This is a genomic window from Streptomyces capoamus (assembly GCF_014654935.1).
Taxonomy (GTDB): Bacteria; Actinomycetota; Actinomycetes; order Streptomycetales; family Streptomycetaceae; genus Streptomyces; species Streptomyces capoamus.
The window spans coordinates 9,262-23,365 of sequence record NZ_BNBF01000038.1; the positions used below are offsets into that span (position 1 = coordinate 9,262).

The following is a 14,104-nucleotide window of genomic DNA, read 5'->3' on the forward strand; positions in this document are numbered from 1 at the left end:
GACCCGGCGCCCGTCGGGACGGCCTGGTCGATGAGACGGCGGACCTCGGCGGCGGCGCGGGCGTCGGCGCTCTCCGGAGTGAGCGAGCCCAGCTCCAGCACCGCCACGCCGTCCCGGTACCGGGGCAGCATCCGGGCGGCGCATTCCAGCGCCAGCCGCGTCTTGCCCACTCCGACCGGCCCCGTGAGGACGAGCGGCCAGCCCCGGCGCAGGGTGGTCATCACATGCGCCACGTCGGCCTGCCGGCCGATGGTCGCGTCCGTCTTCGGCCGGATGCCGGCCCACTTGGCGTCGGGCGGAACCTCCACGGCGTCGGTCAGCAGATCCAGTTCGAAGCCGGGCAGAAGGGCTGTGGGCGAGACGCCCGGACGGGCCGCGTGCGGGACCGGGGAATCGTTGTCAGGCGTCACCGACCGCAGAGCCTCCAGCAGGAGTCCCACCGAGCTGCGGCGCGGATTCCTGATGGCTCCCGTTTCCAGGTTCCTGATGGTGCGTACGCTGACGTTCGACCGTTCTGCTAATTTTTCCTGGCTCCAGCCCACTAATTTTCGTCGAGCCGCAAGCATGGCACCGAGCTGGTTGCCGTCCATGGCCATTAACTCTTGCCCCCGTGCAGTGATTCATGATTATCAGGTGCCGCCCGGTGCGCAGTGCTCGGCATATCGAGTGCTGCGAGGTTTGGTTGGTCGGTCGCGGGTGACACTGTTGTAGGAGTCTAAGGGACTCGGTCGAGTTCCCCGCTCCTCGTCTGGATAAAGTCGACCCTACCCACAGGCAGCCGCTTCGGGCCAAGGGCTCTTGCGGAAAATTTACCTTGCATCGGTGTGTCCGTGTCCTGGTCAGTGGCCATGGCATCGATTGAATTGAAAGGTTGCCGGGACGGTAAGGGCGTTGCCGGAGGACCGGCAACTTCTCAGCGGTCCTGTGGGTGACGGTCCGCAGTCGTACGGTTGCCCGGAGTCGGCTGCGGGCCCTGCCCGGTGATGCCGGGAGCGCGACGCTGCATGGCCCACTGCTGGGCGGCCAGGGTCACGCCGACGCTGAGCCAGACAGCGGTGCCGTTGAACGGCTCGCCGAAGAACACGGCGGCGATCGCGCCGACGACGAACCGCTCCAGCAGGTTGCTCAGCCACAGGACCAGGGTGAGGCGATTGCCCTTGCGCAGCAGCCGGCCCGTCCCGTCCCGCCACATCGGGATCGTGCGGCCCCGGTAGTAGCCGAACCCGAGGGAGAAGGCCAGGCCGATGACGAGGAAGGTGACGCCGGGCACGGTGGCCTCGCTCGGCCCGGGGGGCAGCACACCGCGCACGCCGAGCAGTGCGCACCACAGGTACGTCTGCGCCCTGACCTCCCGGACGTGAAACTGCGAGACGATCACGATGGCCGAGATGAGGAGGATGACGGCCACGTTGATCAGGATCAGCACCTTGTCGTCCATCGGCGCGTGCTGTGCGGCCAGGAGCCGGCCTGCGGAGGAGGTCATCGAATCACCTTGTGCTCGTCGTCGGGTGCTCGTCGGGCCGGAAGTACTCGGGCAAGGCCCTGCCGAGGGCGTCCAGCACGGAAGCGGGATCCCGCTGGGGAAAGCCATGACTGCCCGGCAGGAGGGTCAGGGAGAACTCGCCGGCGGCACAGGCGGACCAGTGGTGCAGCTCGGCCGTCGGTACCACCGGGTCCTCGACGCCGCCGAGAACGTGCAGCGGTGTGCGCAGCGGCACCGGGGGCGCCGCGACGTAGGACTCGGCCAGGGCGAGGTCCCGGCGCAGTACGGACAGCACCTGGCGCAGGAAGTCGGGGTATTCGAACATCTCCCGGGGCAGGGCGTCATGGCGCGCGAGCCAGCGCAGCAGCTCGCCGTCGCCGGCCGTGTGGATCACCCCGCCGGACGGCCGGTGCGGGGCGCGTGCCGCCGCGACCACCGTGGCCAGCGGGACGGGTCCGCCGCGCTCCTCGAGCAGGGTGGTGAGCCGATGGGCCAGCAGACCACCCAGACTGTGACCGAAAAGCACGTACGGCAGGTCCAGTTCCCCCGCCAGCCCGGACGACAGGTGTTCGGCCAGTTCCTCCAGCGTCTTTGGCAGCGCGTCATCGGCACGGGTGCCGCGGCCGGGCAGCTCCACCGGTGCGAGCTCGATCGTGGACGGCAGCCGGTCCCGCCAGGCTCTGAAGGAGCCTGCCCCGGCGCCGGCCTGAGGTATGCAGATGAGCCGGATGCGCGGCCGCGTCACGGTGACGCGGCCCAGGATCCAGGAGGCCGACCGGGTCGGCGAAGCGCCGCTGTTCATGACCTTCATCGTAGGTGGGGCTGCGAGGCCCTCCCCAGGAAATGGGGCGGCAACAAGCCTGCCGGAACGGCAAGTTCCGTTGGGCGCGGCTACTTGCCGAGACATTGCCGGAGCCCCTGCCTGGAGAGGAGCCGCCCGGCTGGCGAGGATCCTGGCATGACTGACACCACGACCGCCCTCGACGCCGCCCTCGTTCCCGACGTGATCGGAAAGCTGGTGCACTGTCTCGCCCCGGCCAAGAGGGACATCACACCGACCACCAGGTTCATCAGCGACCTGGCGTACCACTCCCTCGCGATGGCCGAGTTGGGCTACATCGTCGAGGATCTCTTCGAGCTCGACGCGCTGCCGTACGAGCAGACCATGGGGCTGGAGACGGTCCAGGACATCGTCGAACTCATCCAGAAGCACCTGGAGGCCGGCGAGGGCACCATGCCGACGGCCGAGCAGGTGCAGATGGCCCTCGCGCCGCACGGCGGAGACTGGCCGCTCGCCGGCTGAGCACCGGCACCCGGCTGCCCGGGCACGGCGAAGGGCCGGGGCGGCCCCATGAACAGGCGCCGGCCGCGCAGGACGAACTCCCCCGATCGTCCGCGCGGCCGGCGCCGCCCTGTCGTGCACCGAAGCCTCGGCCCGGGCGGATCACCCGGTGCCGACGACTCCCGGCGCGGGACGGTGGTTGCGGAAGGCCAGTACGGTGTTGTGGCCGCCGAAGCCCGCGCTGTGGGAGAGGGCGGCCAGGCTCCCGGCCGGCAGCGGCCGGGGTTCGTCCCGCACCAGGTCCAGGTCGCATGCGTCGTCCGGGTCCTCGAGGTTGACGATCGACGGCGCGACGCGGTGGTGCAGAGCCAGAACCGTCGTCACCGCGGCGAGCGCCCCGGAGGCGCCGATGAGGTGTCCGGCCGACGCCTTGACCGCCGACACTGCCCGGCCCGGCCCGCCGAGCGCCGAGCGGATGGCCCTCGCCTCGGCGGCATCGCCCGCCGGCGTGGCCGAGGCATGCGCACTGACGTGCCCGATGTCCCGGGCCGCGAGACCGGCGTCCGTGAGGGCGCGCTCGATGGCATGGGTCATTCCCGTCCCGCTCGGATGCGGACGGGTCATGTGATGGGCGTCGGTGCTCCTCCCCGCTCCGGCCAGCTCCGCGTAGACCCGGGCACCCCGGGCACGGGCGTGCCGTCCGGACTCCAGCACCAGCAGGGCCGCGCCTTCACCGAGCACGAAGCCGTCGCGTTTCTTGTCGAAGGGACGGGACGCGCAGGCCGGGGTGTCGTTGCTGCGGGACAGCGCCTTCATCGCGGCGAACGCGGTGATGGCCATGGGGTTGATCACCGCTTCGGTGCCGCCCGCGACGACGACGTCGGCGCGGCCGGCCCGGATCAGGTCGAGACCGGTGGCGATGGCGTCCGCGCCGGCGGCACAAGCCGTCGCGGGGGCCTGCGCCGCGGCGGTCGCGTTCACCTCCAGCGCGCACTGGGCCGCCGCCGCGTTGGTCATCAGCATCGGCAGGGTGTACGGGGAGACCCGGCGGGTGTCGCCGGCCCGGATCAGGTCATGGGCGGGCAGCAGGGTGCCGAGCCCGCCGATACCGCTGCCGACCACCACGGCGACGCGCTCCGCCACCGGCGCCCCCGGTGCGCCCGCGGTCCCGGTGAAACCCGCGTCCGCCCAGGCCTCGCGCAGCGCCACGAGCGCGAACTGGGCCGCGCGGTCGGTGCGCCGGGCCTGGATGCGGTCCAGCAGGGGCCCCGGTTCCACCGCGGCCGGGGCGGCGATGCGCACCGGCAGGTCCGCGGCCCAGGCCTCGGTCAGCGGGACCGCCGCCGAGGCGCGGGCCAGCAGCGCCTGCCAGGTGCTGCGGGCGGTGCCGCCCAGCGGCGAGGTCGCGGCGAGCCCGGTGATGACGACGTCGTCGTGGGGTGCGGACATGCTCCTCCTCCGTTCGACTCACCCACGGGCGCCTAGGCCATGCCGCGGAACGCCTCGGGCTTGGCCAGCGACTCGCTGAGGAACAGCTCACGCAGCTTCGGGCTGAGCAGCCCGAGCTGCCGCAGCAGATGGATGACCTGCTGGAACAGCAGTTGCCGGTAGCCGAACATCATCGGGTCGTTCATGGCGAAGGTGACGCCACGTTCGACGTCCAGCTCCATGCGCTCCCAGACCTCCCGCAACAGGAAGCGGCGGGACATCAGATGGACGGACTCCAGCAGGAAGTCTTCCCGTACGGACTGTTCGGCGCTGGTCATCTCGTCGTACATCCCGGTGAGCGAGACGACGCCGAAGCCGATGTGCCGCGCCTCGTCCCGGGCGATCATCCGTGTGATGGAGGTGATGATCGGATCGCCGAAACCGGTGCTGGCCAGCCGGGTGGCCGCCAGCGCCAGTCCCTCGACGATGACCTGCATGCCGAGGTAGACGATGTCCCATTCCGACTCCTGCAGCAGGTCGCGCAGCAGGGCCTTCAGGCCGGGGTTGATGGGGTAGGACGTGCCCAGCTTCTCGTCGATGTACTTGGCGTACGCCTCCACGTGCCGTGCCTCGTCGGCCACCTGCGAGGCGGCGTAGATCTTCGCCTCCATGTCGGGCACGGTCTCCACCAGCCGCGCGGTCGTCACCAGGGCGCCCTGCTCGCCGTGCAGGAACTGGCTGATCATCCAGGCCAGGTACTCCCAGCGGAACTGGTTGAGCAGTTCCTTCGGCACCGGGCTGCCTTCGCCGACGACGAAGGACGCGAGGCCGGCGCTCTCGGCGTCGTTCAGCGGTTCGCCGAACCGGACTTTAGGAGTCCAGTCGATGTCCGTGGCAGCATTCCACTGGGCGTTCTTGTTCTTCTCGTAAAGTGACCAGATACGGTTCTTGCGTTCACCGTAGTTCCAGTTCAGATTGGCCCGGAACGCCGCATCGACCTCCATGAGACTCGCTGTGGTTTTCTCCAGGGTGAAAAGCGTGGAGTCCTGTTCCCCAGGGGCCTCGGTAGTCATTCGCGGTGATCCCTTCGTTTTCCCGCCATGTCGCTTCGCCCACTCTCGACCACCGCGAACCGTGAAGCCTAGGCACTGTCTCGGCAACTTGGGGGCATGACGAGTTGCCTGCCGCATGCCTGGGGGCGTGGCGGGCGGACCGCGACACTGGTCCGGGCCGTCGTGGCGACGCATCCCGAAATCCCTGTACAGGAGTGGCTGAATGGAGCCGAATTCCGTCCCCCGCCCCACCAGAAGGCTGATCGCCGAGCTGGAAGAGCTGCTGGGGGATCCGCTCGACTCGTCCGGCCCGTTCTCGTTCGCCGAGATCGTCGCCCACGAGGAGCGTGACGCGATTCCGCCGGGAGCCGTCGAGACCCTGCGTGCCTGGGGGCTGACCAACTGCCTCGTGCCGCAGTCCGTGGGCGGCACCTTGCTCAACCTGGAGTCGGCGCAGGCACTGATCCGCTCGGTGGCGCGCCGCAACCTGACGGTGGCGGTGAAGTTCGGCTCCAGCGCACTGGGCGCCCAGCCGCTGTGGCTGTGGGGCACCCCTGAGCAGCGCAAGCTCGTCGCCGAGGGCGTACTGGCCGGTGACGCGGTGTGCTTCGGCGTCTCCGAGGCGGCTGCCGGCAGCGATGTGGCGGCCACCGCCACCACCGCCCGCCGGGACGGCGACACGTACGTCCTGGACGGCGAGAAATGGCCGGTGGGCAACGCCACCCAGGGACGCTTCGTCACCGTACTGGCCCGTGGCCCGCGCGGCCCCATGCTGCTGCTGGCGGACAAGGAGGACCTGCCGCCCGGCTCCTGGACGCCCAGGCCCAGGGTGCGCACGGTCGGGCTGCGCGGCCACGACCTGAGCGGCATCGCCCTGCACGGCGCGCGCGTGCCCGCCGACGCCGTGATCGGACGGCCCGGCCGCGGCCACCTCGACATGGTCCGCTGTCTGCAGATCACCCGGACCGCCATCGGCGGGATGTCCCTGGGCACCATGGACGCGGCCCTGCGCATCGGGCTCGACTACGTGCACGAGCGCCGGCTGTACGGCCGTCCGATCCTGCACATCCCGGTGGTGCGCGAACACCTCGTGGGCGCACACCTGGACCTGCTGGCGGCCGAGTGCACCGCGATCCCGGTGGCGAGGGCGCTCAGTGTCGTACCGGCTCGCATGGCCTTGTGGTCGTCGGTCGTGAAGTACCTCGTGCCGGTGATCGGGGAGGAGGTACTCGAGCACGTGGCCAAGGTGCTCGGCGCCCGGGGCTATCTACGGGAGTTGGTCGCCTCCGGTGCCTTCCAGAAGATCCGCCGGGACCATGCCATCACCACGATCTTCGAAGGCACCACGCACGTCAACCTCCACCTCATCGCCACCCAGTTGACCGCGCTGGCCGAGGTGCATGACCGTCCGTCCCCCGGATCCGAACAGGTGCTGAGCGATCTGTTCGACCTCTCCCGGGATGCCCCCGTGTGGGTGCCGGACGGTGACGGACTCGTGCTGACGACCGGTGGATCGGACGAGATCGTCCGGTCCTGGCGCGGAGCGCTCACCGAACTCGCCGGGCAAGCGGCGTCCCGGTGCACGCCTCAACAGGCCGCGGACCTCGCGGAGGTGACCGCCGCGCTGGACCGGCGGCGCTCCGCGTTGTACGGCACGGTGGCCGAGCGCGGCATCGACGCCGGCTCGGTCGTCGGCTCGCGGGCCGCGGCCGAGCACTGCGTGCATCATGCGGCTGCCTCGTGCGTGCAGGTCTGGCTGCACAACCAGGGAGCCGAACCGGACGCCGGGTGGCTGGTCCTGGTGCTGCGGCGGTTGCTGCAGCGGCTCGACCCCGCTGTGCTGCTGGACGAGGAGGAGCGCTATCTGCCTCGGTTCGAGGCCGTCATGGAGCGCTGCCGTGCCGAGGGCCGCTACTACTCGCTCGACGCCGTGCTGGAGTGACGCCTGAGAGGTGACATGAGGGGGGCCGGCCGTGTGGAACACGGCCGGCCCCCCTCATGTCACCCGTCCGGTCGGGGTCAGGCGGGCACCAGGGTGACCGGCATCGTCGCGTAGCCGCTGAGGAAGTTGGAGTACACCCGGCGCGGCGTACCGGCCGGCCGGATCTCCGCCACCAGGTCCCTGAGCGCCTCCAGCATCGCCGCGATCTCCCCCTTCGCCAGGTGCGAGCCCAGGCAGTAGTGAGGTCCGTGGGCGAAGGTCAGATGCTTGTTGGGGTCGCGGTCCGGCAGGAACCGATCGGGTTCGTCGAAGGCCGCCTCGTCCCGGTTGGCGGAGGCGTTCCACAGCGTCACCATGTCCCCGGCCTCGATCAGCCGGCCGTGCAGCAGCAGATCGGCGGTGGCCCGCCGGCCGCTGTGCAGGGTGGGCGTGGTCCAGCGCAGGATCTCCTCGACCGCGGTGTCGATGCGGATGTCACCGGCCCTCAGAGCCTTCCACAGCTGCGGGTGGTGGGCGAAGGCGTGCACCCCGCCGAGCATGGCGAGCCGGGTCGTCTCCAGACCGCCGATGATGATGCTGTAGATGTTGAAGATGACCTCTTCAGGGGTGAGCCTGCGGTCCCCGGCGGTCTCCTCGATCAGCAGGCTGACGACATCGTCGCCGTGCGCCCGGTCCCGCGCCGCGACCAGTTCGGAGATGAACAGCAGCAGGTCGTTGCGGGCGAGCCAGGTGCTCTCCTGGGTGGGCGGCCCGTCCACCGCGGCGAGGGCGCCGGAGGTCATCGGGATCAGTCTGCGGCGGTCGGCCTCCGGGACGCCCAGCAGATCGCAGATGGCCGCGAGCGGGATGTGCGCCGCCACGTCCGCGCCGAAGTCGCACACCGGGTGCTCGGTCGCCTCTGCGACGAGCCGGTGGGTGCCGTGCCGCACGCTGTCCAGGACCGGGCCGAGCGCGCGGGGCGTGAACGGCTTGGTGATCATGGTGCGCAGCGCCGTGTGGTCCGGGCCGTCGGTGACCGTGAGCATCCGGCCGACCGCCGAGTCGCTGCCGCTCAGCAGGGTGTCCAGCATGTTGCCGTGCGCGGAGGTGAACGAGACGTTGTCCCGGTAGAGGGTGGCGATGTCGTCCCGGCGGGTGATCACCCAGAATCCCTCGCCGCGCTCGGTGGCACGGTGCCGGTACACCGGCTCCTCGGTGCGCAGATACCGCCAGACCTCGGTGAGGTCCCGGGTGGCGTGCAGCACCGGGTCGGCCAGGTCGAGGGCGTCCAGGTCGCTCGGGTCGTACACAGGACGGTGGTCCATGGGGGCCTTTCAGATGTCGCGGCGCCGGGGCGCGGTCGGGCCGGGGAAGAACGCGGTCGTGGCGCCGGCCGTCTCGCCACCGTCGACCACGAATTCCTGGCCGGTGACGAAGGACGCCTGGTCGGAGGCGAGGAAGTGGAAGAGCCCGGCGATCTCCTCCGGGTCGGCGTGACGGCGCGCCGGGATGCGCTCGTTGACCTCGTCGAGCATCTCGTCGGTGTACTCACGCCGCTGCATCGGTGTCAGCACCGCGCCCGGGGTGACGCACGCGGTCCGCACCAACGGGCTGAGCTCCATGGCGAAGGTCTGGCACAGCGAGGCGACGGCGGCCTTGGTCGCGTTGTAGGGGGCGTAGAGCGGGTAGCCGCGGGAGCCGTTGACGGATGCGGTGGCCAGCAGCACCCCGTGACCCTGCTCCAGCATGTACGGGGCCGCGTGCCGCCACAGGGCGAGGACGCCGAGCAGGTTGACGTCGACGGTGCGCCGTACGTCGGCCTCGGTCAGTTCCAGCACGCCGCAGCGCGTGCTGATGCCGGCGTTGGCGATGACCACGTCGAGCCGTCCGCGGTCGGCCTGCACGGCGCGGACCGCCTCACCGACCGCTTCCCAGTCCGCGACGTCGACCTTCAGATGAGTCACGGTGCCGGGCCGGCCGGTGCCGGGTGAGCCGTCGGGCTCGCTGATGTCCAGGTTCACCACGTGGTCACCGGACGCGGCGAATCGTTCCGCGGTGGCGCGTCCGATGCCGCTGGAGGCGCCGGAGATGACAACGGTGCGCAAGGGTTCAACCTTTCGAAGGGGGTCCGCCCCGGAGCGCCTCCGGGGCGGACACGGGCGCCTGGTGCGGGGTCAGACGATGACGCGGCGCAGGCCGCTGCGGTAGCCGGCGAGGCCGCGGCGCAGGTTGCGGCTGACGGTGAGCTTCTTCAGCCAGCGGTCGGTGCCGTCGAAGCGAGCGGTGAAGGCGCGACGGCCGTGCGCGGCTCGGTAGTTGTCGACGATGAGCAGGCTGCCGGGGCCGACGACGATCTCCTGCTGCACCCGGGTCAGTTCCGCCATGAGCCGGTCCAGGGCGGCGGTGGCCTCCGGGTCGTCACCGACACACCGCATGAACGGACGGTCGATACGCATGTACGGCGCCAGGGTGTCGCCGAACAGGACGCCGACCGGGGCCGGGGCGCTCTCCATGCGGCGCAGTTTGCCGAGCGCCGGGTGATCGGGATCGTCGGTGGCCAGCTGCCGGATGTGCTCGGTGTCGGGCAGGATGTGGTAGCGCTCCTGGGACAGGATCGCCCGGTCCCGCTCGTCCAGCCGCACATCCCGCACCGAGGCGACGATGGTCGGCACCGCGTCCGGGTTGCGCAGGCCGAGCAGCATCAGGTAATCGCAGCGGTGCGGATGGAAACCGTCCTCGGTGTGGAACTCCAGCAGTGCTTCGCTGCCGTAGCCGCTCTGCCGGTCCTCCTCGCCGCGGATGGGCAGCACGTTCTGCACGATGCTGCCCTCCTGGAGGGTGGCCCAGCCGAACGGGTCGCCCAGCGCCAGCCCGCACAGGGCCAGCATGGCCTCCTGTCCCCGGGCGGACTTGTCCGCGATGGCGTCGCGCCAGTGGTCCGGGGTGGGACCTATCTCCGCGTCGTCGACGGGAAGGCCGTGCACCAGGCAGGCGGTGGCCGGTTCCCGGTGGCGGAACTCCTGGAGGAAGGCGCGCAGCCCCTCGGGCAACAGCTCGACCTGGCGCCAGGCCTGCTCGTAGAACTCCTCCTCCAGCGGGTTGCCGCAGCTCTCGGCGGCCCAGCGGGCCGCGTCGGCGAGTTCTTCGGCCTCCTGCGGGCCGAGGGTGTACACCACCGGCTGGTCCCCGACCGGTCCGGAGGCTTTGGCGGTGGACGGTGATGCAAGGGTCATGACGTTCCTTGACGCTGCTCGGGACCTTGCGGTCGGGGTGGGCGGTGGTCCTGTGCCTCCTGTGGGCAGGCGACGGGTGGTGTCACGAACGGAGCGCCGAGCAGGGTCCCGGCGTGGTCCTCCGCCCGGTCAGGAACCCTCGGTGAACCGGCCGATCAGCTCGTCCAGTTCGGCTTCGTCGAGGGAGATATGAACCGCGTCCGCGTCCGCGTCCTCGTCCGCGGGTGCCGCCTCGGTGGCCACGGCGGCCAGTTCGGCGACGGTCTTGTGCGTGAACACATCCCGCGGGGAGATGTCGAGGCCGGCCTCACGGGCGGCGGTCACCAGCTTGATCGAGGTGATCGAGTCACCGCCGAGTTCGAAGAAGCCGTCGTCGATCCCGACCTCTTCGAGCTGCAGGACGTCGGCGAACAGCCGGCACAGCAGCTCCTCGAGCGGGGTGCGCGGGGTGCGGCTGCCCTCGGAGGGCGCGAAATCGGGTGCCTGCAGCGCGTCGCGGTCCAGCTTGCCGTGCGCGGTGGTGGGCACCTCGTCGATCGCGACCACCGCCGCGGGCACCATGTACTCCGGCAGCCTTGCCGCGACCCGCTCGCGCAGCGCCGCCGGATCGACGCCCGAGAGCCCCGCGGCGACCACGTAGGCGATCAGCCGACGCGCTCCGGGGGAGTCCTCGCGCAGCAGCACGATGGCGTGGCGCACGCTCGGATCCGCGGTCAGTACGGCCTCGATCTCGCCGGGCTCGATGCGGAAGCCACGCAGCTTCACCTGGTCGTCCGCGCGCCGCACATAGTCGAGGCGGCCGTCGTCCAGCCACTGCGCGATGTCACCGGTGCGGTACATCCGCGCACCCGGCTCCCCGAACGGGTCGGCGACGTAGCGGCTCGCCGTGAGGCCGGGCCGGTGCAGATAGCCGCGGGCCAGGCCGGCACCGGAGATGTACACCTCCCCAGGGACCCCGGCGGGAAGCGGGCGCAGGCAGTGGTCGAGGACCCGGATGCGGGCGCCGACCACCGGCCGCCCGATCGACGGGGCGGACTGCGCGGACAGCGGGCCGTCCACCGTAGCGATGATCGTCGTTTCGGTGGGGCCGTAGATGTTCAGCATGCGGCGGCCCGGAGCCCAGCGGGCGACCAGTTCGGGCGGCAGCACCTCACCGCCGGTGACCACGGTGACGTCCGGGGGCAGGCTGCCGTCCGGCATGGCCGCCAGCGACGACGGCGGCAGGGTCATGCAGTGCACGCCGGTACGCGCCACCCAGTCGGCCAGCGGCCGGCCGGGCAGCATCTCCTCGAAGGTGCCGACGACCACGCAGGAGCCGCTCAGCAGGGCCGTGTTCAGCTCGCCCATCGCGCCGTCGAAGCTGGGCGAGGCGAACCACAGCACACGCCGGTGCGGTCCGAGGTCCAGGTGCCGCCGCTGGGTGGCCAAGAACGAGGCCAGCCCGCCGTGCGTGACGAGCACCCCCTTGGGGCGGCCGGTGGAGCCGGAGGTGTAGATGACGTACGCGCCGCACCGCGGCGACAACGGCCTGGGCCGTTCGGCATCGGTCACGTCACCGGCGGCGGTGTGCGCCGGTACGACCAGCCGGTCGGTGGTCACCACCCGGTCGCGCAGGTCCTCGGGGATCTTCTCCAGATCCCCGGGCTCGGCCAGGATCAGGTGCGGCCGGGCGTCGGAGAGCATGAACGCGATCCGCTCGGCCGGATAGCCGGTGTCGACCGGCATGTGCACCGCGCCGCTCTTCCAGATCGCCAGGATGGTCGTCACCAGGCGGGCGGAGCGGGGCAGCAGCACGGCGACGATCTGCTCCGGGCCCGCGCCCAGGCCCAGCAGCACCCGGGCCAGCCGGTTGGCACGGGCGTCGAGGGTGGCGTAGTCCAGCTCCTCGCTGCCGGTGCGGACGGCGGGCGCTTCGGGGTGTTCGGCGACCCGCTCCGCGAACATCTCGGGAATGGTGCGGGGCGGCAGGGCCGGGGCGGTCGAGGCCCATGTGTCCAGGACGGTGCGGCGGGTCGGGGCACTGAGCAGGTCGAGGCGACCGACGGGGAGTTCCGGGTTCACCGTGAGCGTCTCGGCGACCCGCAGCACCGACGCCAGAAGGTCCGCTGCCGCCGCCTCGGTGTACAGGTCGGTGCGGTAGTGCAGCGTGACGTTCAGCGTGTTGCCGGGACGGACCAGCAGCCGCAGCGGATAGTGCGCGGTGCCCGGCGCCGCTGCGTCCCGCAGCGCGACCTGCAGTCCCGGAACGCGGCGCTGCACGTCCTCGTGGAGCCGGCCTGCGTCCTCGAAGCCCACGATGGTGTCGAACAGGTCCCCGAGACCGGTGGCCCGCTGGATTTCCGGCAGGCCGAGGTGGTGGTGGGGGATCAGCTCGGACTGCTCGCCCTGCAGTCGGGCCAGTGCCGCGGACAGCGGCTCGGCCGGGTCGAGCACCGCTCGGTACGGCACCGTGTTCATCAGCAGCCCGATGGCACGCTCGACCCCCGGCAGTCCGCTCGCCCGCCCGGACACCGACGTGCCGAACACCACGTCGCCGCGTCCCGTCAGCCGTTCGAGGGCGATGGCCCACGCGCCGTTGAACAGGGCGTTCACCGTGATACCGGCGGCCCGGGCGGCCGCACCGACGCGGTCCGTGGCCGCCGCGTCCAGGGTCCGGGCGACGGTGCCCTGGGCGACGGACACGGACAGGTCGGCGTACGGCGCGACCAACGTGGGTTCGGCCAGCCCGTCGAGCGCCTTGGCCCAGGCCTGTTCGGCCGCCACCCGGTCCTGGCCGGTCAGCCAGGCCAGGAACGTGCGGAACGGCACCGCGGGCGGCAGGCCGTCCGCCGAGCCGCCGTGCGCGTAGGCGTCGAACAGCTCGCCGTACAGCAACGGCATCGACCAGCCGTCCAGCAGCAGGTGATGATCTGTCACCACCAGCAGATGGCGTTGCTCGGCCAGCCGGACCAGCAGCACCCGCAGCAGCGGGGCGTCCGCCGCGGCGAAGGGCCGGTCGTGCTCCTCGGCCAGCAGCTCCTCGACCCGGGCCTGCTGCCGCTCCGGGTCCAGGCCGGCGAGGGAGCACTCGCGCCAGGGCGTCTGCGCCTGCTCGGCGATCACCTGTACGGCCCGCCCGGAGGCCAGGCGCACGAACCGCGCCCGAAGGTTCGCGTGCCGGGCCAGCAACGCGTCGAACGCCGACCGCAGCACGGAGGCGGAGAGTTCCCCGGTCAGCTCCAGAACCTGCTGGGTGATGTACGGGTCGACACCGTCGGGCGCGAGAAGGGCGTGGAAACTCATGCCCGCCTGCAGCGGCGTCAGCGGCCATACGTCGGCGGCGTCCGGGTGGGCCGCCCTCAGCTCCGTCACGTCCCCGTCGGTCAGTTCGAGCAGCGGCCCGTCCGGCACCGGTTCGGCGGGCGCGGCGGACCGGCTGCCACCGGCCTCGGCCAGCGCGGCCACCGTGGCGTGGGCGAACACGTCACGGGGACTGACCACGAGACCGGCCCGCCGCGCCAACGCGGACAGTCGCATGGCCAGCAGCGAGTCCCCGCCCAGCTGGAAGAAGTTGTCGTGCACCCCGACCGCGTCCAGGCCGAGCACCTCGGCGAACAGCTCGCACAGCTGCTCCTCGGCGGCGTCGCGCGGCCCGGCGGATCCGTCGGTGCCGAAACGCGGGGCGGGCAGGGCACGCTTGTCGACCTTGCCGTTGACGGTGACCGG

At 71.3% G+C, this 14,104-nt stretch carries 11 protein-coding genes; 2 read left to right on the forward strand and 9 right to left on the reverse strand.

Going from position 1 to position 14,104, the window contains the following annotated elements:
• From IE312_RS35520 to IE312_RS35530, 3 genes are all read right to left on the reverse strand, one after another.
• The coding region (locus tag IE312_RS35520; protein ID WP_189986440.1) for a helix-turn-helix domain-containing protein at positions 1 to 590 on the reverse strand (590 nt) is incomplete at its 3' end.
• 323 nt (positions 591 to 913) lie between these two features.
• Complete coding sequence (locus IE312_RS35525) at positions 914 to 1,483, reverse strand: hypothetical protein (RefSeq protein WP_189986442.1); 570 nt, start codon at positions 1,481 to 1,483, stop codon at positions 914 to 916.
• 4 nt (positions 1,484 to 1,487) lie between these two features.
• Entirely contained in the window at positions 1,488 to 2,285 is a 798-nt protein-coding gene (locus IE312_RS35530; protein ID WP_229900836.1) for a thioesterase II family protein, read from the reverse strand.
• 156 nt (positions 2,286 to 2,441) lie between these two features.
• Here IE312_RS35530 and IE312_RS35535 point away from each other — a divergent pair, with 156 nt between their 5' ends.
• Entirely contained in the window at positions 2,442 to 2,786 is a 345-nt protein-coding gene (locus tag IE312_RS35535) for an acyl carrier protein (protein ID WP_189986446.1), read from the forward strand.
• Positions 2,787 to 2,927: 141 nt separating this feature from the next.
• On the opposite strand, the gene IE312_RS35540 is transcribed toward IE312_RS35535, so the two are convergent.
• Positions 2,928 to 4,214 (reverse strand): beta-ketoacyl-[acyl-carrier-protein] synthase family protein, encoded by a 1,287-nt coding sequence (locus tag IE312_RS35540; RefSeq protein WP_189986448.1) that lies wholly within the window; start codon positions 4,212 to 4,214, stop codon positions 2,928 to 2,930.
• Between the two features lie 32 nt (positions 4,215 to 4,246).
• Complete coding sequence (locus IE312_RS35545; protein WP_229900837.1) at positions 4,247 to 5,197, reverse strand: ferritin-like domain-containing protein; 951 nt, start codon at positions 5,195 to 5,197, stop codon at positions 4,247 to 4,249.
• Between the two features lie 271 nt (positions 5,198 to 5,468).
• On the opposite strand from IE312_RS35545, the gene IE312_RS35550 reads away from it, so the two are divergent.
• Entirely contained in the window at positions 5,469 to 7,187 is a 1,719-nt protein-coding gene (locus IE312_RS35550; protein ID WP_189986452.1) for an acyl-CoA dehydrogenase family protein, read from the forward strand.
• A gap of 77 nt (positions 7,188 to 7,264) precedes the next feature.
• Here the strand turns inward: IE312_RS35550 and IE312_RS35555 are convergent, their stop codons facing one another.
• The 4 genes from IE312_RS35555 to IE312_RS43325 form a co-directional block, all read right to left on the reverse strand.
• Complete coding sequence (locus tag IE312_RS35555; protein WP_189986454.1) at positions 7,265 to 8,491, reverse strand: cytochrome P450; 1,227 nt, start codon at positions 8,489 to 8,491, stop codon at positions 7,265 to 7,267.
• A 9-nt stretch (positions 8,492 to 8,500) separates the two neighbouring features.
• Positions 8,501 to 9,271, reverse strand: a complete 771-nt coding sequence (locus tag IE312_RS35560) for an SDR family NAD(P)-dependent oxidoreductase (protein ID WP_189986456.1) — start codon at positions 9,269 to 9,271, stop codon at positions 8,501 to 8,503.
• A 69-nt stretch (positions 9,272 to 9,340) separates the two neighbouring features.
• Complete coding sequence (gntD, locus tag IE312_RS35565) at positions 9,341 to 10,399, reverse strand: guanitoxin biosynthesis L-enduracididine beta-hydroxylase GntD (RefSeq protein ID WP_189986465.1); 1,059 nt, start codon at positions 10,397 to 10,399, stop codon at positions 9,341 to 9,343.
• 129 nt (positions 10,400 to 10,528) lie between these two features.
• A partial coding sequence (locus tag IE312_RS43325) for a non-ribosomal peptide synthetase (RefSeq protein WP_229900838.1) occupies positions 10,529 to 14,104 on the reverse strand: 3,576 nt, incomplete at its 5' end.

What these genes read in the sequence shown, in the direction of transcription:
- IE312_RS35525 (WP_189986442.1), bottom strand. Translation starts at nt 1,483, where the DNA reads ATGACCTCCTCCGCAGGCCGGCTCCTGGCCGCACAGCACGCGCCGATG.
- IE312_RS35535 (WP_189986446.1), top strand. Translation starts at nt 2,442, where the DNA reads ATGACTGACACCACGACCGCCCTCGACGCCGCCCTCGTTCCCGACGTG.
- IE312_RS35550 (WP_189986452.1), top strand. Translation starts at nt 5,469, where the DNA reads ATGGAGCCGAATTCCGTCCCCCGCCCCACCAGAAGGCTGATCGCCGAG.
- IE312_RS35540 (WP_189986448.1), bottom strand. Translation starts at nt 4,214, where the DNA reads ATGTCCGCACCCCACGACGACGTCGTCATCACCGGGCTCGCCGCGACC.
- gntD (WP_189986465.1), bottom strand. Translation starts at nt 10,399, where the DNA reads ATGACCCTTGCATCACCGTCCACCGCCAAAGCCTCCGGACCGGTCGGG.
- IE312_RS35545 (WP_229900837.1), bottom strand. Translation starts at nt 5,197, where the DNA reads ATGGAGGTCGATGCGGCGTTCCGGGCCAATCTGAACTGGAACTACGGT.
- IE312_RS35530 (WP_229900836.1), bottom strand. Translation starts at nt 2,285, where the DNA reads ATGAACAGCGGCGCTTCGCCGACCCGGTCGGCCTCCTGGATCCTGGGC.
- IE312_RS35555 (WP_189986454.1), bottom strand. Translation starts at nt 8,491, where the DNA reads ATGGACCACCGTCCTGTGTACGACCCGAGCGACCTGGACGCCCTCGAC.